Source organism: Corynebacterium antarcticum, assembly GCF_016595285.2.
Taxonomy (GTDB): Bacteria; Actinomycetota; Actinomycetes; order Mycobacteriales; family Mycobacteriaceae; genus Corynebacterium; species Corynebacterium antarcticum.
In genome coordinates this window covers 50,155-69,226 of record NZ_JAENIP020000004.1, presented here as the reverse complement: position 1 = coordinate 69,226, position 19,072 = coordinate 50,155, and the positions used below count along the sequence as shown (strand labels likewise).

Here is a 19,072-nt window from a genome sequence, read left to right as displayed (position 1 = left end):
GGCGGCTCAGCCGCCCAGGTGGGCGGCACGCGCCTCGGCGAGCCGCTCGAGGACAGCCTGCACGCCGTCGGTGTCGGCGACGCGACCCACGGCCGCGGTGTCCCCGTCCCCGACCTTGATCCCCAGGTCACCGGATTCCAGCACCCGGAACCCGTCCTCGTCGGTGACGTCGTCGCCGAGGAACACGACGGCGTCCCATCCGCCCCGCTTCCTGGCCGCGGCGATCCAGGTGCCCTTGTTCACCGACACGGCGGAGAACTCGACGATGCACTTCCCCGTGGACACGTGCAGCCCCTCCGGGCGCAGATGCCGGGCCTCGTCGAGGAGTCGCTCGCCCAGTTCCCGGTCGGGGACCCGCCTGGTGTGCAGCACCCGGTGGAAGGGTTTGCTCTCCACCGCGGCACCGGCATACCCCACGATGAGGTCGTTGAGGCGCTCGCCGACTGCATCGAGGAGGCGGCGCTGCCCGTCGGTCGGCTCGACCGGATCGCCGGTGCTCTCCGCTCCGTGGCTCCCGACGAGTTCGACCCGGTCGTCGGTCCCGGACAGGCGCCGGAGGGTCGCGAGATCCCGGCCGGAGAGGATGGCGGCCCCGGTGTCGGGGAGGTCACCCAGTGCCTCGAGGGCCGCGATGGAGGCCCGGTTGACGGGCACGTTCTCCGGGTCGTCCGCGAAATCGGCGATCGTGCCGTCGAAATCGGAGATCACGAGCAGTCTGGGGGCCCGAATCACGGAGCTGAGTCTGGCGTCGAGGCTGGTGTCGTCCATGCCCCGATGGTACGTCGGCCGGTGGTCCCGTTCAGCTCGAGGTGGTCAGCCGGATGCCCCGCTTGTCGACCGCCGGATCATCGGCGTCCGTCAGCAGCAGCTCGCCGTCCTGGGGTCGGGACACGGTGAGCGCCCCGGCGCCGAGAACCCCGAGGAGAGCCTCGTGGAAGAAGATCTCGGCGCCCTCGCACCCGCTGTCCTCGCGCACGCGCAGATCCCGGAATTCGAAGGTTTCTGCGGTGGGGTCCGTCGCGGCCACCCGCTCGCCGTCCCCGTCGAGGAAGTCCACGGATCCGGTGAATGGTGCGCACCCGGTGTCCCCGACGACGGTGCTGTCCCCGAAGGCGAGGTGCGCCCGCCCGGCGAGGGTGTCGGGGAGAACGCTCGGATGCTCGGCGTCGGTGTACACGTTCGTCACCTGCCAGTTCGAGGAGACGACCGGGGCCTGGCCCTGCGAACATCCCGTGAGGAGCAGGGCGCCGAGGACACCGACCACCGTCGGGGTGCGCAACCGGGTACCCATCAGTGGCTCCGCAGGGTGTCGAGGAAGGACCGGGCCCAGAGATCCACGTCGTGGTCGACGACCTGGCGGTGCATGGTGAGCATCCGCTCGGCCGCTTCGTCCGGGGCGTCCCGGAGCATGGTCACCGCCGTCATCAGCTGTCGCTTCACCGAGTCCCCGTCGTGCGGATTACAGAGGAAGGCCCGGTTGAGTTCGGTGGCCGAGCCGGCGAACTCACTGAGAACCAGGGCCCCCGAACCGTCTCCGTGACAGGCGACGTACTCCTTGGCCACCAGGTTCATTCCGTCCTTGAAGGGGGTCACGAGCATGATGTCGGCGGCGACGTAGCAACCGAAGAGCTGCTGCTTGTCGAGGGAACGGTGGAGGTAGTGCACGACCGGTCGGCCGACCTCCGCGAAGCGGCCGTTGATCCGGCCCACGGCCTCCTCTACCCTGGCGCGGGTGCGGCGGTAGTGCTCCAGCCGCTCGCGCGACGGCGTCGCGATCTGCAGCAGCACCGAGTCGTGTGGTTCGAGCGCACCGGACTCCAGCAGTTCCTCGTAGGCGGAAAGCCGCTGGAGAATGCCCTTCGTGTAGTCGAGCCGGTCCACACCGAGAATCATCGTCCCGGGGTCGCCGAGACGGTGGCGGATGTCCGCGGAGTCCACCTGTGCGGCAGTCTCGATCACCGAGGCGGTGTCGATGGAGATCGGGAACGCGGCGACCCCGACCCGGCGTCCGTCGGGGGCGGTGATGTGCGCGGTGATCCCGCGGACCGATGCCCGCCCCTCCACGTTGAGGCTGTCCGGCTGTCCGGTGTGGGACCCGGGGGCCCCCGCGACGGAGCGCGCCAGGGAGAGGAAATTGTCGGCGTTCTGCGGCAGGTGGAAGCCGATGACATCGGATCCCAACAGACCGCGGACGATCTCCTCGCGCCAGGGCAGCTGGCGGAAGAGCTCCGCCGGAGGGAACGGGATGTGCAGGAAGAAACCGATCGTCAGATCCGGTCGGAGCTGCCGCAGAATGCCCGGAACGAGCTGGAGCTGGTAGTCCTGCACCCACACCGTCGCCCCCTCGGCGGCGACGGACGCCGCCTCGCGGGCGAAGGTGTAGTTGACCTCCCGGTAGGTCTCCCACCAGGCGCGGTCGTAGGTGGGGGGCACGATGAGGTCGTGGTAGAGCGGCCAGAGGGTGGCGTTGGAGAATCCCTCGTAGAACTCCTCGTAGTCCGTGGCGGTGAGCGTCACCGGATGCAGGAGGATCCCGGAATCCGTGTGGAACGGCTCCATTCCGCCGTCCACGGTTCCCGGCCAGCCGACCCAGCAGCCGGCGTTGCGCTCGAGAACCGGGCTCAACGCGGTGACCAGGCCACCGGGGCTCGGGGTGAAACTCCTCGTTCCGTCCGGGTTGACGGTGACATCGACGGGCAGCCTGTTCGCCACAACGACGAAGTCATTTCCGCCCTTCGCCGGGGTACGTGGCGCGGCAGTCACGGTCAGGCCTTCTTCGTGGTCTTCTTCGCGGCGGTTTTCTTCGTGGTCTTCTTCGCGGTGGTCTTCTTTGCCGTGGTCTTCTTCGCGGCGGTTTTCTTCGTGGTCTTCTTGGCGGTGGTCTTCTTGGCCGTGGTCTTCTTTGTGGTCTTCTTGCGGCTCTTGGCGGACTCCGCTTCGGCGGCCTCAGCGTGTTCCGCGGCGATCTTACGGTAGTTCAGGCGTTCGGGAGCCACGCCGAGCATGGATGCGAGGGTGACGCAGTCGAAGAAATCGGTGGAGTAGGTCGCGACGATCCGACGGGCCGCCTTCGCGGTGTTCTCCTCCACGGTGTGCAGCGACTCGGCGTTGGTGGTGCGGGTGTCTGTGACCTTGGGCGGCACTGATCCTCCTGGAATCGTCGGCTGGGGCTGGGGCTGGGCACAGCTCATCCTACGCCACGGCGGCGCCGGGAACATGTCACCCCCGACGGGCGCGGAGTGTGCTCAGTTCCGATTGTCGGGATGAATCCGCGGGTCGGAGGCGCCGGCGGCACCGCCGGGCATTCCCGGGTGCCGCGTATTCGCGCTGCGGGCCGCTTTCCGGGCCCGGTGCTGGCGACGGTTCACGGCGGATCCGGTCCGCCGGACGACGCGGGCGGTCGTCTCCACCGGCCTGGAATGCCGGAAGGAGGAGGCCCTGCGTCGGGCGAAGCTGGTGTACCGGTTGAGCGGTGGTGGACGGCGCAGTTTCCGGGCGACCCATTCTCCCAGAACCACACCGGCGGCGAGGGAGGAACCGATGGCCAGTGCCAGCGCCATGTTCCCGAATCCCTGCACCAGCTGCTCATTGAGCAGGGTGTACATGCCTCGGTAGATCGTCAGGCCCGGCAACAGGGGCGTGATGCCCGCGACCGCCGTGATCAGGGGTGGGATGAGGAACCGCCGGGCGAGCAGACCGCCCGCGAGACCGATGATCGTCGCCGTGATGCCGAGTCCCACGACCGGGCTCATACCGAGGGGGATCAGCACGAAGTAGTAGCAGGCGGAGCCGGCCAGCGAGGTCAGTCCGGAAATCCAGACCGAGGGCCACTCTGCGAACGCGGCCACGGCGAATGCGGCCGACGCGGCGGCGCCGGCGAGAACCTTCGCGGAGACGGATGCGAAGTTGACCGGGGTCGTGGCCTCGAGCGGGGGCAGCGTCACACCTAGCGCCGTCGACGCCTGGATGCCGATGGCGACTCCGGCGATGATTCCTCCGGTGAGCATGATCGTCTGGAAGAACCGCGCCGAGGCCGTCACCGGGGCCCCGGTGATGCCGTCCTGGATGGCCTGCACCAGTGTCAGACCGGCGAGCAGCACGATGATTCCCGAGGCGATGATCTGTCCCGGTGCGAGGTTGATCCCGTTCTCCAGCGCCCAGTTGTAGGTCATGGCCGCGGGCAGGGTGGCCACGAACCCGCCGTACATGTTCCGGTAGAACTCCGGCAGGCCCTTCTTCTCCAGCCAGATGTGCCCGGCCATGATGACGAGGGCCGTGAGGAAGGAGATCACGGAGACCAACCAGCCACCGCCGAGCAGAACGGCGACGGCGGCCGCCAGTCCCGCCCACCCGACCAGAGCGGTGCGGATCCCGTAGGGCGGGGGCATCGAGGTCAGGTCGTTCATGATCTGTTCCGCGACATTGGGTGGAGTCGCGCCGGCCTGGATGGACCGGATCAGACGGTCGATCTCGGCGAGCTTGGAGAAGTCCAGGTCCAGCTTCGGCACGACCCGGAACACCGTGATCGGAATCTTCTGACCCGTGTCGATCTGAGTGAACAGCTGGATCGTGTTGAAGGTGATGTCGACGTGCACGTAGTGCAGCCCGTAGGCGGAGCACACGGTGTGGACGTGGGCACGGGTGTCGTGGTTTCCGGTCCCCGAATACAGCAGGTAACCGCCGATCCTGGCGGCGAGGTCCATGACCGCGGTGACCTGCGCAGGGTCGGTGAGATCGATCGGAGCCAGTGGTGAGGGAGGGGGAGCGGCCTTGGCCTCGTCGATCGTCGCGAAACGACCCTGACGGGACCGGAACAGCCGCAGCCTGGTCAAGATGTCGGACACGTCGGCTACTGATCCTTCGGAAAAACGACTGGTGGGAACGCGCGGTGTCGCGCACCGGGAGCAGCATACCCCGGTGAGTCCGGGCACGGAACCTGCGCCGGATGGTGCAGGTCTTGGACTTGGCCGGTACTCGTCCGGTATCATCCTCGCGTGCCCCGGACACATGCACCGGGGCGTTGCTGGAGTGGCGCAATTGGTAGCGCACCGGTCTTGTAAACCGGCGGTTGTGGGTTCGAGTCCCATCTCCAGCTCGATCAGACCGGGCGACCGCGGCATCGCACCCCATGGCGGGGTGGGGCCGCGGTTTTCCGTCTGCTACCATCCACAGCCCCGGTACCCCGGTGCGTCAGTGGAGGTCGCGAATGGCCTCGGTCATCGCGGTGCGCTGCTCGGCGGGCATGGTGCGGTGGCCGGGCGCGTCGTGCAGCCACGGTCCCTCCGCCGCGAGCATCTTCAGGTGGCGGCCCCGGCGCTCTCCGGCGGCGTGTCGGACACAAGATCCCCGACGATGAGGCGCGGAACCCGGGCCGCCGGAGTAGTGCGCCGCAGTCCGGTGCCGGGGGCCGTCGGCAGAGCGACGGCCCCCACGGGTCCACCCACCCGAAGTGGGCTGTATCCGGACACCGGTCGGAAGCGCCGCGTGATCGGCGGATCGGTCCCCGCCGGGAGGAGTGTTCCGGGCCCCGTGGCCAGGACACCGCCGGTGAACGGTGGCTGTCGGAAGATCCGGAAAATCCACCGGTGGTTCGGGCGTCCGTCGCTGTCGCCGTCGGAACAGCAGCGCAGTGACGATCGCGGTGAAGGGCCGGCGACGGTGATGATTGGATCGGGGTGGGTGCCCCAGGATGAGCTTGATCGCGAGGACCGGGCCGGACAGGGTGAACGGCGCCGGCAGGGAAAACAGGGCGTCCCGGTGACCGTGCCCGGTGCGGAGGTCGTGCCCCGGATCCCGATGGCTGTGTCGCGTTCCCGGGTGTCCGTGAAGGTGACCCGGATGAGAGGGAGCGTCGCGGGCATCATTATCGCGGCTCCGACGGCCGACAGCGAGGCCGCGCCGAACAAGGTGGGGCCCACGGTGAACATTCGACGGTGACCGGAGCGGTCACCCGGTGCACCTGCCCCGGGAGCGACCCGGCCATGACGAGTGGGGGCGTCGATGATCCACGGCGTCTGGTGTGCGGTGGCACCGGGTTCCCCGCGGAGGGTCGGCGGAGCCGTGTGCGGGGTCGAGTGTCGATGCCGGTCAGGAGCGGTCCGGAACTGATGGCGGTGAGAAACGCCCTCCGCCGGATGGCGGGAAAGGTGTGCGGCATCCTTAACTGGACCATCCGGTCGGTTTTCTTCCGGCGGGCGGTCTGACTCCCCTCCGGGCTGTCGGACCGCCCGGAGGGCGGAATGTGGCGAAAAGCTCTGGGGGCCTTCCGTGTGATCTGATGTCTTCCCTGCAGTTCAGAGGTGGTGTTTCGGGCGGTTCTGCGGGAGGGCGACCTCCGGGGCGGTTGCGTCCGGTCTGATACCTGGCGGGAATCGGTGGAGAGGTTCACCATGGATGAAGACAGTGAACCAATCAGGTACCCACAAGGTGCACACATAAGGAGCACAGCAGAACATGTCACAGAGTTTCGCCGAACAGATCGTCGCCAGTCTGGAGCGGCAGGGTGTCACCCGGATCTTCGGCCTCGTCGGGGACAGCCTCAACCCGATCGTCGACGCGGTCCGCCGCAGCAGCATCGAGTGGATCCACGTACGCAACGAGGAGGTGGGTGCGTTCGCCGCCGGCGCGCACTCCCTCGTCACCGGTGAACTCGCCGTGTGCGCCGCTTCCTGCGGGCCGGGAAACACCCACCTCATCCAGGGACTCTACGATTCGCACCGCAACGGGGCGAAGGTGCTGGCGATAGCCAGCCACATCCCGTCGCTGCAGATCGGCTCCGACTTCTTCCAGGAGACCCACCCGACGCAGATCTTCGGGGAGTGCTCCGGGTACTGCGAGCTGATCAACTCCCCGTCCCAGGGCGCCCGCGTGCTGCACAACGCGATCCAGTCCACGATGGCGGGCCAGGGCGTCAGCGTCATCGTCGTCCCCGGTGACATCACCACCGAGGACGCGGTGCCCGCCCCGGAGCTGAACAGCGTCATCTCCGCGCACCGCCCGATCGTCTTCCCGCACCCCGAACAGGCCGCGAAGCTGGTTCAGGCGATCAACGACGCCAGGAGCGTCACCCTGTTCTGCGGGTTCGGCTGCGTCGGCGCCCGAGAGCAGGTGTTCGCCCTCGCCGAGAAGATCAAGGCCCCCGTCGGCCACGCGCTGGGCGGAAAGATGTTCATCCAGCACGACAACCCCTACGACGTCGGCATGTCCGGTCTCCTCGGATACGGGGCCTGCTTCGACGCCTGCGACGAGGCGGACCTGCTGATCCTGCTCGGCACGGACTTCCCGTACAACGACTTCCTGCCCAGCGGGAACGTCGCGCAGGTCGACATCAACGGTGCCCACATCGGCAGGCGCACCGAGGTGAAGTACCCCGTCGTCGGCGACGTCAAGGCCACCATCGAGAACATCCTCCCCTCGATCGAGGAGAAGACCGACCGCTCCTTCCTGGACAAGATGCTCAAGGAGCACGCCAAGAAGATCGAGCACGTCGTCGAGGCGTACACCAGCAACATCGAGCACCACACCCCGATCCACCCCGAGTACGCCGCCGACATCATCGACGAACTCGCCGCGGAGGACGCGATCTTCACCGTCGACACCGGCATGTGCAACGTGTGGGCAGCCCGCTACATCAACAACCCCACCGGCAACCGGACGCTGCTCGGCTCCTTCCGCCACGGCACGATGGCCAACGCCCTCCCGCAGGCCATCGGTGCCCAGGCCGCCGCCCCCGATCGGCAGGTGATCTCCATGTCCGGCGACGGTGGGCTGGCGATGCTCATGGGTGAGCTGCTCACCGTGAAGCTGCACCAGTTGCCCGTCAAGACCATCGTGTTCAACAACTCGTCGCTCGGCATGGTGAAGCTCGAGATGCTCGTCGAGGGTATCCCGGAGTTCGCCACGGACCACGAGGAGGTCAACTTCGCGGCGATCGCCGAGGCCTGCGGCATCCGATCGGTCCGGATCACCGATCCGAGGAAACTGCGTACGGAACTCGGAGCGGCACTCGCCCTCGATGAGCCGGTGCTCATCGACATCGTCACCGATCCGAACGCGCTGTCCATCCCGCCGGACATCACCCTCGAGCAGGTCATGGGCTTCTCCAAGGCGGCCGCCCGCACGGTCCTCGACGGCGGCGTGGGCCGGATGTACAACCTCGCGATGAGCAACCTCCGGAACATCCCGCGACCCTGACCGCCGGCCGGTCTTGACCTTCACGCCGCGGCAACCCCGAGAGTGGTGTCCGTGACCGACTACACGATTGGACGGGCCGCAGAGGAACTGGGCGTGACCGCCCGGACCCTGCGGCACTGGGACGAGATCGGACTGCTCAGCCCGGGTTGGCGCACGGAGACCGGCGACTACCGCCTGTACACCGACGCCGACCTGGACCGCGGCCTCGACATCCTCATCTACCGGCGGGCCGGTGTCCCGCTCCGGGACATCGCCGTTCTGCTGGCGGAACCCGGGGACAGGCGGGACCGGCTGCTCACCCAGCGGAAGCTCCTCGTCCGACGGATGGGTCACCTGCACCGGATGGTCCGGGCAGTGGATTCGATCCTGGAAGGGGACACCGTGACAATGCAGGACAAGAAGGCGACATTCGGCGAGGATTACCCTGACTGGCAGGCCGAGGCAGAAGAGCGTTGGGGCGACACCGGGGACTGGTCGCACGCCCGGGACTCGATGAAGACGATGGACGCCGAGGACTTCCGCAGGGTGAAGGCGGAGACCGATGCCTTCGCGGCGGCCCTGGCCGACGCCCGGGACCGCGGAGTGGCGCCGGGCGACGCCGAGGCGGATGCGCTCGTCGGGCGCCACGCCGCGATGGTGGACACGTTCTACCCGTGCACCCGGGCGAAGCAGATTCTCCTCGCCCGGATGTACGTCGCGGACGGTCGTTTCGCCGCCTACACCGGCGACGCCGCCGATTACCTGGTTGAGCTCGTCGAGGCGAAGGCCCGCGCGGAGGGGATTGACCCGGACACCGTCGCCTGGGAGTGACCTCCACGCATGGGAAAGCGGCCCCGGGGTGGCGTATCACCACCCCGGGGCCCGCTCGTGTCCGTCGGGTTTTCAGCGGGTCACTTGATCGACCCCGCGGTCAGTCCGCCGACGAGCTGCTTCTCGATCAACCCGAACAGGATCAGCACCGGGATGATCGCGATCACCGACACCCCGAAGACGTACTGCCAGGACGTCTCGTACTGGCCGACGAACTTGGTCAGCGCGACCGAGAGGGGCTGCTTCTCGGCGGAGGAGAGGATCACCAGGGACGCGGCGAACTCGTTCCACGCGGCGACGAAGGTGGAGATCACGGCGGTCACGATGCCGGGCCACACCAGCGGCAGGTTGATCCTGAACAGCACCGTCCACAGGCCGCAGCCGTCGATCTGCGCGGCCTCGTCGATCTCCTTCGGTACCGACGCGAAGAAGGAGTGCATGATCCAGGTCGAGAACGCGAGGTTGAACGCCGAGTTCACCAGGATCATCGCGATGTACGTGTCGACGATGCCGAGCAGCTGGAACTCGCGGAACAGCCCGGCCACGACGAGCGCCGGAGGGCACATCTGGGTCAGCAGTACGACGAAGAGGAAGGCCCCGCGCCCCGGGAACCGGAACCGGGCGGTGTAGTACGCGGCGGGCATCGCCACACACAACACGATCAACGTGGAGATTCCGGCGATGAGCACCGTGGAGAACACGTTCATCCCCACGGGTGTCTCGGGCGTCGACCACATGGAGATGTAGTTGTCGAAGCGCCATTCCCGTGGAATGTAGGTCGGCGGGATACCGAGCACCTCCGCCCGGGATTTCAGGGAGCCGACGAACATGATCGCGTAGGGGAGGATGAACACCGCCAGGATCAGCAGGCCACCGACGATCCGGAGGCCGGTGTGCGGCCGGGCGCCGGGGGCGGGTTGCTCGCTGTGCCGGGCGAACCACGAGGCGCGGGCCTCCTTCGGGGGTTCCGTCGGTCCGGTCGTGCCGCCGACGGCCTCCTCGGTCACTGGTTTCCGGATTGCGTCGGGCATCAGTCGTCGACCCCCTTCATGGGTTTGGTGAAGTAGAGGTAGAAGCCGATGAGCACGACCATGATGACCAGGTTGATCACCGACAGGGCCGAGGCCCAGTCGAGGTGCCCCCGGTTCCGGATGTACTTGAACAGCAGCGTGGTGGTGTCCGCGGCGTTCCCGGAGTGCGTTCCAGTCGGCCGGCGGCACGGAGATCCCGGCCCGCTCGAAGCGGTCCCTGTTGCAGAACAGTGCTCGGGCTGATGCGATGAGCGGCAGGCCCCACCAGGTGCCGTCCATGGACGCGTTCTCACGGAAGGAGGGCTGGATGTTCTCGAGTGTCGCGGCGGAGACGACGTCTTCGGCCGGGTGGAGCGGATACTCGGAGGCGTGGTCGGTGAAGGAGTCGATGTTGAGGATGTCCGGGGTCTTGTTCGCCTGGATGTTGTTGCGCATCACGTCGTTGATGTTCTCCCGGGACCCGACCTGGAGATCGACCGTGACACCGGGATTGTCGGCCTCGAAACCGGAGATGATGTTCTCCCGGAGTTCCCTGGTGTCGTCCGAGTGGGAGGGGATGAGGAGACTGATCTCGGCGGAGAATCCGGCGATAGCCATGCCGGCTGCGATGGTGGTGACGGCGACACGTGTGGTGAATGGACGCGTGGGTGGGGAAACCTTTCCTCGGTTCCGGCACTGTGCGTGCCGGAACGTGAACGAGTTCGAGGGGCGGTTCTGCGTGGGGGCGCCGCTTCTCTTGGTGTGGGTGTGCGCGACCGGGGCCACTTCCTCAGCCCCGATCACCTTTGGTAATCTTTTCGTTACCCGTTTTTCCATGCTTGAATATTCGCCTTTTCGGGGGTGATGGGGGTGTTTCCATGATTCGTTTCCGTCCGATCAATCATCGGATGGGGTGATATTTCCAGGTCGGAGTGAGCAGTATATGGAAATGCCTTAACGGAATTGCCGTTTGGGGAAATCTGGGGAATCGGGGGTGATGTGGGGGTGTATATTTCTCCGGGGGAACTCGTACGGTTGAGTCGCCGGCACGGCATTCACAGGTGGGTCACAGCGGCGGCACGGTGATTACACACGGGTCGCGTGTGTAGTGGAGGGGAGTGCGTACCGCCAGGTGGAGAGGAAAGGGAGCGGTGGGAGATATGGAATCCATGAAGGACACCCGGGTGACGGTTCTCGTCGTCGATGATGAGCCGAACATCGTCGAACTGCTGGCGGTGAGCCTGAAGTTCCAGGGATTCACGGTGGTCACCGCCGGATCGGGGCAGGAGGCGCTGCGGGCGGCGCGGTCCTGCGAACCGGACGCCTTCATCCTCGACGTCATGATGCCCGGAATGGACGGCTTCGAGCTGCTCGGGAAACTGCGCGCGGAGGGCTTCGACGGCCCCGTGCTGTACCTGACCGCCAAGGACGCGGTCGAACACCGTATCCACGGACTCACCATCGGTGCGGACGACTACGTGACCAAGCCGTTCTCCCTGGAGGAGGTCATCACCCGGCTCCGGGTCATCCTCCGCCGGGGCAGGCTGCTCGACGACGGGGCCTCGGACGCGACCCTGAGCTACGCCGATCTCACCCTCAACGACGACACCCACGAAGTGACCAAGGCGGGCCGGATCGTCGATCTGTCCCCCACCGAGTTCAACCTCCTCCGGTACCTGATGCTCAACGCGGAGGTCGTCCTCAGCAAGGCGAAGATCCTCGACAACGTCTGGCACTACGACTTCGGTGGTGACGGCAACGTCGTTGAATCATACATCTCCTACCTGCGACGCAAGATCGACACCGACGCGCCGCACCTCATCCACACGGTCCGCGGTGTCGGCTACGTGCTGCGTACACCACGGTCATGACCCGGACCGGTTTCGGGGAGTGGCGGGTCCGTCTGTCGCTCCGGGTCCATCTCATCGTCATCGTTCTGCTCATGACCGCGACCGGGCTCGGGCTCTCAGCCGTGTTCGTCACCGAAGTGATGCGCGACTACATCTACGTGCAGATCGACGAGCAGCTCGAGGGTGCGCTCGGTGGCTGGGTGGGGAGGGACATCCCGAGACTCGCCCCGGACGGCCCCCGCCTACCCAGCTCCTTCTACCTGGAGAAGATCTATCCGGACGGTTCGAGCCTGACCTTCAACGACAACCCGGGCGCCCCCGACTTGGCGGGGGTGCAACCCGGCGGGTATCCCGTCACGGTGGGGTCCACACCCGGCCCCGGCGAGGACACCCGGTGGCGGGCCATCGCCGATACCCGGGACGGGGTCACGACCATCGTCGCCTACTCCCTGGCTCTCGAGACACTTATGCTCCGGTACCTGCTGTTCTTCCAGCTGATCATCGGTGTGGTCGTCCTCGTGGCGGTCGGCGGCATCGCCCAGTGGATGGTCCGGAGGGCGTTCCGTCCGCTCCGTGAGGTGGAGACGACCGCCGTGGCCATCGCCGGCGGGGACCTGAGCCGACGTCTCCCCGAGTGGCCGAAGACCACCGAGGTCGGACAGCTCGCGGACTCCCTCAACACGATGCTGACCCGGCTGCAGGAGTCCATCGACTCGGCGCGCAGGAAAGAGGAGCAGATGCGCCGCTTCGTCGGGGACGCCTCCCACGAACTCCGCACTCCGTTGACCGGGGTCCGGGGCTTCGCCGAGCTCTACCGCTCCGGGGCCACCCGGGACGCGGACATGGTGCTCGACCGCATCGAGCAGGAGGCCGGCCGGATGGGGGTCCTCGTCGAGGATCTCCTGGCACTCACCCGTGCGGAGGAGGCTCCCATGGACCCGGTTCCGGTGGACATTCGGCCGATCTGCCTCGATGTCGTGACGACGATGCGGGTCGCGCACCCGGAGCGCGTCATCCGACTGGTGGACACCACGACCGAGGACGCGGTGGTCGCGGGGGACAGGCAACGACTGCACCGGATCATCGGGAACCTGGTGGGTAACGCCCTGATCCACGCCGGCCCCGAGGCCCGTGTCACCGTCGGTCTCGCGACCGGGGAAGGTACCGTCCTGATCACCGTCGCCGACGACGGCTGCGGCATGACGGAGGAGGACACCCGGCAGATCTTCGGACGTTTCTACCGGGCCGACGCCTCCCGGTCCCGGGCATCCGGTGGCTCCGGGCTGGGCCTCGCGATCGTGAAGTCACTGACCGAATCCCACGGGGGAACCGTCAGCGTGCGCAGCGCGCCGGGTGAAGGTTCGGTGTTCACCGTGGAACTCCCGCTCAACGAGCCTGACTGACCGGCCGGTCCCCCGGCAGGGATCACCCGACGACCGTGCGGGGCCGGAGGCGCGGTCAGAGATCGAAGTCCGCGGTGTAGGGGCCGTCTCCGTCCCGGATCGTCTGGCAGGCCAGCGTCTGATCGTCACCGATGTCGTAGGCGCTCAGCACGTGGTTGACCAGCATGTGACCCGGACCTCCGGTGAGAGTGCACTGGCAGGCCCCGCACTCGCCCTGCGTGCAGCTGAACGGCGCGGGGATGCCGGCGTCGAGGAGGGCGTCGAGGAGCAGCTGCTCCGCGGGCCAGCTGAATGGGTGGTCGACCCCGTCGACGGTGGCGGTGTGGATCCCACCGGCGGGGTCCACGGACGCCGCGGTCACAGGTTCTCCACCCGCTGCGATGTCTCGTGCCCCGTCGCGCTGAGGTCCTGGTCGGCGTCCCCCGGGGCGGGCACGTCGTGCGGCTCGGCCGCCCCGTCCGCCAGCGCCAGGGCGACCTCCTCGGCGTGCGTCGTCAGCAGGGCGTGCGAGGTGCCCCGCACCCACCGGACCTCGCCCACCTGTGAGGAGGCGGGATCGACGATGCGGTCGTTGTCCGAGACGATCGAGATCACGCGGAGGCCGTCGGGGATCGGGGCGTCGATCTCCGCATCGCACATCAGCTGGACCAGGGACGGGCCGGTCACGGCCGTGACGAGCGCCCGCACCAGCGGGTTCCATGCGACCGGCTGGCCCCGGAAGCACGCCCCCAACCCGACGAGGGTACGGACGCGACCGGCGAACTCCGGTAGATGCGCGAGGCGCAGGCCCATGAGGCCGCCGAGGGAATGGCCGACGATGTCGAACCGCTGGCCCGGCTCGAGCTCGCGCTCGAGGGTGGTGACGATGTCGAGGAGACACAGCTCGAGCCGATCCGTGCCGCGGTGACCGTACTCGACGCCGATGACCCTCCGGCCCTCGTCCCTGAGGCGGGCGGCGACGAGCGCGAAGTTGCCCGGGGAACTCACGGTTCCGTGGAGCAGAACCACCGGGACGTCCCCGGCGACCGGGGGGAGTGGCTCCGGGAGGACACCCCGGCGGGGTATGAGCAGAGCGAGGTTCACGGCCTCCCCTTCAACTGGAGATGGTGGGTCGCAGCGACTCGAGGGTCTCCGCGACGAGGGTGCGCACAATTCTGCTCCGCGGCATTTCCGTGTGCAACACCACCGCCCGGGGGTGGAGGTCCTGCAGCCAGATGTTCTCCACCCCGGGCCCGTCGAGGAAGCACGAGTCGGCGGGGACGACCGTGGAATCCGTCCGGGTGGCGACGCAGGTGTAGCTCACCCCGGGCTCCGTGTCGCCGTCGGCGTTCAGCGCCGTGAGAAACGCCGATCCCGTGAACTGCTGACGCCCGGCCGGACCGAACACCGTCTCCGTCGCGCGGGTGGTCAGCTCGGCCTGCCGTTCGGTGAGCACCAGCGGCCTGAGCAGGCCCGCCTCCCGGATGCCGTGGTTGGGGCTCGCCAGACAGATGAGGTGCCGGACGTGGCGGGCGCCGCCGAGCATCCGCATCCACCAGCGGGCGAGCACACCGCCCTGCGAATGGCCGATGATGATCACCCGGTCCGCCCCAGTCGCGTGCAGGACCTGATCGATGTAGGCCCCTACCTGTTCCGCCGAATCCTCGATCCGGTTCGTGGCCCGGTTGCCGTAGTCCGGGATGAACACCGCCCACCCCAGTGCCCGGAGCTGGGTCGTGAGATCCTCGAAGTCACCGCTGGTGACGGTGGTTCCGTGGATGAGGATGACCGGCCAGGGCCGCTCCGGTGTGGGGCGGGCACGCCAGTCGTCCTCGACCCATCCCCTGACCCGCAGCCGTGCACCGACCGGAACGGAGACGTCCAGTTCCGGGATCAGTCGCGGCAGGCGGGCGGAGAGGTCCCTCAAGCGGGACGACCGTCGTCGTCGGTGCCGAGTGCGGCACGGAGCTTCGCCGCGGCGGCGTCCATCTCCGCCGGGTCAGTCTGATCGGCGGGGATCACGTGCTTGAAGTCGTAGTCGGCCATGCTCGAGGTGGGGAACACGTGGATGTGGGCGTGCGGAACCTCGAAGCCGGCGATGATGTAGCCGGCCCGGGGAACATCGAAGCACTCGGGGATCACCGCGCCCACCATCTGCGCGACCTCATTCAGGTGCCCCCAGGTCCGCTGGTCCAGGTCGGTCCAGCGGTCGACCTCCTCGACCGGGACCACCAGCACGTGCCCGTAGGTCAGGGGCTCGATGGTGAGGAAGGCGACTGCCCTGTCGTCGCGCCAGACGAATCGTCCGGGAATCTCGCCGTTGATGATTTTCGTGAATACGCTGCTCATGCCAACCAAGGGTAGCGGCCCCGGGCCGACCGTGCCGCCCACCGGTTCCGACGGTTCCACGCTCCGGCGGAAACCCGCGACGGTAGGGTGGAGTTCATGCGAATCCTCGTCATCGGATCCGGAGCCCGCGAGCATGCACTGCTGCGTGGCCTGGCACAGGACCCCATCGGACCAGAACTTCACGTCGCCCCGGGCAACACCGGAATGGAGCCCCTGGCGACCCGACACACCGAACTCGACGGCACACCGCTGAAGGTCGATGACCCGGCACAGGTCACCGATCTCGCCGGTCGCATCGGCGCCGACCTCGTGGTCGTCGGTCCGGAGATCCCGCTCGTGGCCGGCGTCGCCGACGCCCTGCGGGACGCGGGGATCGCCGTGTTCGGCCCCGGGCGGGAGGCCGCCCGCATCGAGGGGTCCAAGGCCTTCGCCAAGGACGTGATGGCCGCCGCGGGTGTCGCCACCGCACACGCCGAGGCACTGGAACCCGGTGCCTCCGACGATGAGATCGACGCCGCCATCGACCGTTTCGGACCCGTCTGGGTGGTCAAGGACGACGGACTCGCCGGTGGCAAGGGCGTCGTCGTGACCCGCGACCGGGACGAGGCCGTGGCACATGTCCGTTCCGTCCATTCCTCCGGCAACCCGGTGCTCCTCGAGAGTTTCCTCGACGGGCCCGAGGTGTCCCTGTTCTGTCTCGTCGACGGCACCACCGTCGTCCCTCTCCTGCCCGCCCAGGACCACAAGCGGGTGCGCGACAACGATGAGGGCCCGAACACCGGCGGAATGGGTGCCTACGCCCCGCTTCCGTGGTTGCCGGACGGTGCCGTGGAACAGATCGTGCGTGATGTCGTGGAACCCGTCGCCGGGGAGATGGCGCGCCGGGGCTGCCCCTACTCGGGCCTGCTGTACGCGGGACTCGCGTGGGGAGCCGACGGCCCGGCGGTCGTCGAGTTCAACTGCCGCTTCGGCGATCCCGAGACCCAGGCTGTCCTCGCGCTGCTCGAGACCCCGCTCGCGGAGCTCCTGCGGTCGGTCGCCGACGGCACGCTGGCCGCGCAGCCGCCACTCCGCTGGAGGGACGGGTACGCACTGACCGTTGTTCTCGCGGCCGAGGGCTACCCTGCTTCCCCCCGTTCCGGGGATGTCATCACCGGGGCCGACGTCGACGGTGTCCTGCACGCCGGAACGGCCCGCAACAGCGACGGTGAGCTCGTGTCCGCTGGTGGGCGGGTGCTGTCCATCGTCGGGACCGGCCCTGATCTGGCCGCCGCGCGGGAGGAGGCGTACGGCATCCTCCGGGGAATCAGGATGGCCGGCGGCCACTACCGGTCGGACATCGCCGGACCCGCTGTCGAGGGCCGTATCCGGATCTGACCCGTTCCGGGCCGAGGGGGTCTAGAGTTCTACGGCGTGAGCAGAACTCCCCAAAGACGCGGTTCGGGTACCCCACGGGGTCCCCTCAGCCCGGCCAGGCTCGTGGCCGGTGCATTCGCGGTCCTGATTACCTCCGGAACCCTCCTGCTCCTCCTTCCCGCGGCCCGGGCCGGGGACGGTGGGGCAGATGTCGTGACGGCACTGTTCACCGCGACCTCAGCGGTGTGCCTGACCGGCCTGATCGTCGTTGACACCGCCACCTACTGGTCCCATTTCGGGCAGGCGGTCATCGTCGTCCTGATCCAGCTCGGCGGGCTCGGGATCATGACCCTGGCGACGTTCACCTCGTGGGTCGTCGCCGGCCGGATCGGGGTGAAGTCGCGGCTCAACGCCGCCGCGGAGGGTCGCGGGATCCACCTCGGTGACGTCCGCACCCTCCTCGTCGCCACAGTCACATTCACCTTCGTCGCCGAGTTCATCGTGGCCGTCCTCCTGACCCTCCGCTTCCGGTCCTACGGTTTCGACTGGGCGGCGAGTCTCTGGGAGGGCGGATTCCACGCGGTCTCGGCGTTCAACAACGCGGGTTTCGGACTGCGCAGCGACAACCTCGTGCCCTACGCCCGGGACAGCGGAATCGTGCTGCCCGTCGCCGGGGCGATCATCATCGGTGGTCTCGGCTACCCGGTGCTGCTGGAGATCGCACTGCGGACACGTCGCCGGTCCCAGGGCATCACCAGGTTGCCCCAGATGTCGCTGACGGCCCGATTCGCCTTGACCGGCACCACGATCCTGCTCATGATCGGCTGGATCGGTTACGCAGTGCTGGAATGGCGCGGGGTCTTCGCCGAATTCGGTGTCAGGGACAAGCTCCTCAACTCGTTCTTCCAGTCGGTGACCACCAGGACCGCGGGCTTCAACACCGTCGATCTCGGCGAGTTCCACCCTTCGAGTCTGCTGCTCACCGACGTACTCATGTTCGTCGGCGGTGGCTCAGGTGGTACCGCCGGCGGCGTGAAGGTGACCACCGTCGCCGTCCTTGTCGCCGTCGTCATGGCCGAGATCCGCGGTGCGGAACACGTCTCGGCCTACAGTCGCCGGATCCCGCAGCGGACGATCCGGCAGGCGCTCACCGTCATCGTCCTCGCCGGGGTGTCGGTGGCCGGCTCCATCGGGGTCATGCTGCTGCTCGCGCCCGAGATAGAGACGAACCGCATAGTCTTCGAGGTGGTCAGCGCATTCGCCACGGTCGGCCTGTCCACCGGAATAACAGCGGACCTGCCCGCGGCGGGCCAGCTGCTTCTCGTCCCGCTCATGTACGCCGGCCGTATCGGCCCGATCACGCTCGTCGCGGCGCTCGCAGCCCGCAACCGCAACGGCATCCTCTACTCACATCCAGTCGAAAGGCCCCACATTGGTTAGCTTCCTGCAACGCCGCTCACTGCCCCCCGTCGTCATCCTCGGCCTCGGGCGTTTCGGTATGGCCCTCGGGGAGGAGCTCGTCGCCTCCGGCGTCGAGGTTCTCGGGGTCGACGACCGGGAGGACGTGGTCTCCACCGCGGCCGGCATCCTCACCCACGCCACCATCGCGAACACAACCAACATCGAGGCCCTGCGCCAGCTGTCGGTGCACGAATGCCAGCGTGCCGTCGTCGGTATCGGATCCAACATGGCGGCCTCCCTGCTCACCGCCTCCGCCGTCATCGAGCTCGGTGTCCCCAACGTATGGGCGAAGGCGGACGGTGACGCGCACGCGAAGATCCTCACCCAGATCGGGGTCCACCACGTCATCCGGCCCGAACGGGACACAGGGCGCCGGATCGCCCACCTCATGACGGGCAACGTCGAGGAGTACGCCGAGTTCGACCGGGACTTCGCCGTCGTCAAGCTCGCCCCGCCGATGTCGATGCTCGGGAAACAGATCAGCGCCGTACCCCCGGGAATCCACATCGTCGCGGTCCGGCACCCCGGGGCCCGGTTCGTCGTGGCGCGAACCGATGAGACCATCCGGTCCGGTGACCTCGTGATCGCGGCCGGAGACCCCGAGGTGCTGGAGGCGTTCGTCGCGGCGGGCTGACCCACCCGAACCGGTTGTTCCCCCGTC

At 67.8% G+C, this 19,072-nt stretch carries 17 protein-coding genes and 1 tRNA gene; 8 read left to right on the top strand and 10 right to left on the bottom strand.

The window, feature by feature from the left end:
- Positions 1–6 precede the first annotated feature (6 nt).
- The 5 genes from otsB to thrE form a co-directional block, all read right to left on the bottom strand.
- A complete protein-coding gene (gene otsB / locus JIM95_RS09945) occupies positions 7–768 on the bottom strand; it encodes a trehalose-phosphatase (RefSeq protein WP_200256638.1) in 762 nt (253 codons plus the stop codon).
- Between the two features lie 31 nt (positions 769–799).
- The gene (locus JIM95_RS09940) at positions 800–1,291 is read right to left on the bottom strand and encodes a hypothetical protein (RefSeq protein WP_200256640.1); all 492 of its coding nucleotides are present in this window, start codon (positions 1,289–1,291) and stop codon (positions 800–802) included.
- Positions 1,291–2,763, bottom strand: a complete 1,473-nt coding sequence (locus JIM95_RS09935) for an alpha,alpha-trehalose-phosphate synthase (UDP-forming) (protein ID WP_248232584.1) — start codon at positions 2,761–2,763, stop codon at positions 1,291–1,293. The genes JIM95_RS09940 and JIM95_RS09935 overlap by 1 nt, the downstream gene beginning before the upstream one ends.
- A 2-nt stretch (positions 2,764–2,765) precedes the next feature.
- Positions 2,766–3,143 carry a hypothetical protein gene (locus tag JIM95_RS09930; protein ID WP_200256642.1) on the bottom strand — a complete coding sequence of 126 codons (378 nt, stop codon included), beginning with the start codon at positions 3,141–3,143 and terminating at the stop codon, positions 2,766–2,768.
- Between the two features lie 102 nt (positions 3,144–3,245).
- Positions 3,246–4,844, bottom strand: a complete 1,599-nt coding sequence (thrE, locus tag JIM95_RS09925; RefSeq protein ID WP_248113984.1) for a threonine/serine exporter ThrE — start codon at positions 4,842–4,844, stop codon at positions 3,246–3,248.
- A 178-nt stretch (positions 4,845–5,022) separates the two neighbouring features.
- Between thrE and JIM95_RS09920 the strand changes: the two genes are divergently transcribed.
- The 3 genes from JIM95_RS09920 (at position 5,023) to JIM95_RS09910 (ending at position 9,003) form a co-directional block, all read left to right on the top strand.
- Positions 5,023–5,095, top strand: a tRNA-Thr gene (locus JIM95_RS09920).
- Positions 5,096–6,453: 1,358 nt separating this feature from the next.
- The gene (locus tag JIM95_RS09915; protein ID WP_200256645.1) at positions 6,454–8,193 is read left to right on the top strand and encodes a pyruvate dehydrogenase; all 1,740 of its coding nucleotides are present in this window, start codon (positions 6,454–6,456) and stop codon (positions 8,191–8,193) included.
- A gap of 51 nt (positions 8,194–8,244) precedes the next feature.
- Positions 8,245–9,003: a MerR family transcriptional regulator gene (locus tag JIM95_RS09910; RefSeq protein WP_200256647.1), complete on the top strand. Its 759-nt coding sequence runs from the start codon at positions 8,245–8,247 to the stop codon at positions 9,001–9,003.
- Positions 9,004–9,083: 80 nt separating this feature from the next.
- Here JIM95_RS09910 and JIM95_RS09905 read toward each other — a convergent pair whose 3' ends face one another.
- Positions 9,084–10,631, bottom strand: coding sequence for an extracellular solute-binding protein (locus tag JIM95_RS09905; RefSeq protein WP_200256654.1), 1,548 nt, complete (start codon positions 10,629–10,631; stop codon positions 9,084–9,086).
- Between the two features lie 542 nt (positions 10,632–11,173).
- Here JIM95_RS09905 and JIM95_RS09900 point away from each other — a divergent pair.
- On the top strand, positions 11,174–11,884 hold the full coding sequence (locus JIM95_RS09900) for a response regulator transcription factor (protein ID WP_200256655.1): 711 nt from the start codon (positions 11,174–11,176) through the stop codon (positions 11,882–11,884).
- Complete coding sequence (locus tag JIM95_RS09895) at positions 11,881–13,266, top strand: sensor histidine kinase (protein ID WP_200256656.1); 1,386 nt, start codon at positions 11,881–11,883, stop codon at positions 13,264–13,266. The genes JIM95_RS09900 and JIM95_RS09895 overlap by 4 nt, the downstream gene beginning before the upstream one ends.
- A gap of 55 nt (positions 13,267–13,321) precedes the next feature.
- On the opposite strand, the gene JIM95_RS11530 is transcribed toward JIM95_RS09895, so the two are convergent.
- From JIM95_RS11530 to JIM95_RS09875, 4 genes are read right to left on the bottom strand one after another with little or no spacing between them, the layout of a single operon-like run.
- Entirely contained in the window at positions 13,322–13,627 is a 306-nt protein-coding gene (locus tag JIM95_RS11530; protein WP_248114035.1) for a 2Fe-2S iron-sulfur cluster-binding protein, read from the bottom strand.
- Complete coding sequence (locus JIM95_RS11525; protein WP_248232587.1) at positions 13,624–14,349, bottom strand: esterase/lipase family protein; 726 nt, start codon at positions 14,347–14,349, stop codon at positions 13,624–13,626. The genes JIM95_RS11530 and JIM95_RS11525 overlap by 4 nt, the downstream gene beginning before the upstream one ends.
- A 10-nt stretch (positions 14,350–14,359) precedes the next feature.
- Positions 14,360–15,172 (bottom strand): esterase/lipase family protein, encoded by an 813-nt coding sequence (locus tag JIM95_RS09880; RefSeq protein WP_234034389.1) that lies wholly within the window; start codon positions 15,170–15,172, stop codon positions 14,360–14,362.
- Positions 15,169–15,594, bottom strand: a complete 426-nt coding sequence (locus JIM95_RS09875) for an HIT family protein (protein WP_200256657.1) — start codon at positions 15,592–15,594, stop codon at positions 15,169–15,171. Before JIM95_RS09875 ends, JIM95_RS09880 begins: the two co-directional genes overlap by 4 nt.
- Before the next feature lie 96 nt (positions 15,595–15,690).
- Between JIM95_RS09875 and purD the strand changes: the two genes are divergently transcribed.
- The 3 genes from purD to JIM95_RS09860 are packed head-to-tail and all read left to right on the top strand — an operon-like array spanning position 15,691 to position 19,045.
- Positions 15,691–16,971 carry a phosphoribosylamine--glycine ligase gene (gene purD, locus JIM95_RS09870; RefSeq protein WP_200256658.1) on the top strand — a complete coding sequence of 427 codons (1,281 nt, stop codon included), beginning with the start codon at positions 15,691–15,693 and terminating at the stop codon, positions 16,969–16,971.
- Positions 16,972–17,007: 36 nt separating this feature from the next.
- Positions 17,008–18,390 (top strand): TrkH family potassium uptake protein, encoded by a 1,383-nt coding sequence (locus JIM95_RS09865; RefSeq protein ID WP_248113993.1) that lies wholly within the window; start codon positions 17,008–17,010, stop codon positions 18,388–18,390.
- Positions 18,383–19,045 (top strand): potassium channel family protein, encoded by a 663-nt coding sequence (locus JIM95_RS09860; protein WP_200256660.1) that lies wholly within the window; start codon positions 18,383–18,385, stop codon positions 19,043–19,045. The genes JIM95_RS09865 and JIM95_RS09860 overlap by 8 nt, the downstream gene beginning before the upstream one ends.
- The last annotated feature ends 27 nt before the right edge of the window (positions 19,046–19,072 follow it).

What these genes read in the sequence shown, in the direction of transcription:
- otsB (WP_200256638.1), bottom strand. Translation starts at nt 768, where the DNA reads ATGGACGACACCAGCCTCGACGCCAGACTCAGCTCCGTGATTCGGGCC.
- JIM95_RS09940 (WP_200256640.1), bottom strand. Translation starts at nt 1,291, where the DNA reads ATGGGTACCCGGTTGCGCACCCCGACGGTGGTCGGTGTCCTCGGCGCC.
- JIM95_RS09915 (WP_200256645.1), top strand. Translation starts at nt 6,454, where the DNA reads ATGTCACAGAGTTTCGCCGAACAGATCGTCGCCAGTCTGGAGCGGCAG.
- JIM95_RS09905 (WP_200256654.1), bottom strand. Translation starts at nt 10,631, where the DNA reads ATGGCTATCGCCGGATTCTCCGCCGAGATCAGTCTCCTCATCCCCTCC.
- JIM95_RS09900 (WP_200256655.1), top strand. Translation starts at nt 11,174, where the DNA reads ATGGAATCCATGAAGGACACCCGGGTGACGGTTCTCGTCGTCGATGAT.
- JIM95_RS09895 (WP_200256656.1), top strand. Translation starts at nt 11,881, where the DNA reads ATGACCCGGACCGGTTTCGGGGAGTGGCGGGTCCGTCTGTCGCTCCGG.
- JIM95_RS09875 (WP_200256657.1), bottom strand. Translation starts at nt 15,594, where the DNA reads ATGAGCAGCGTATTCACGAAAATCATCAACGGCGAGATTCCCGGACGA.
- purD (WP_200256658.1), top strand. Translation starts at nt 15,691, where the DNA reads ATGCGAATCCTCGTCATCGGATCCGGAGCCCGCGAGCATGCACTGCTG.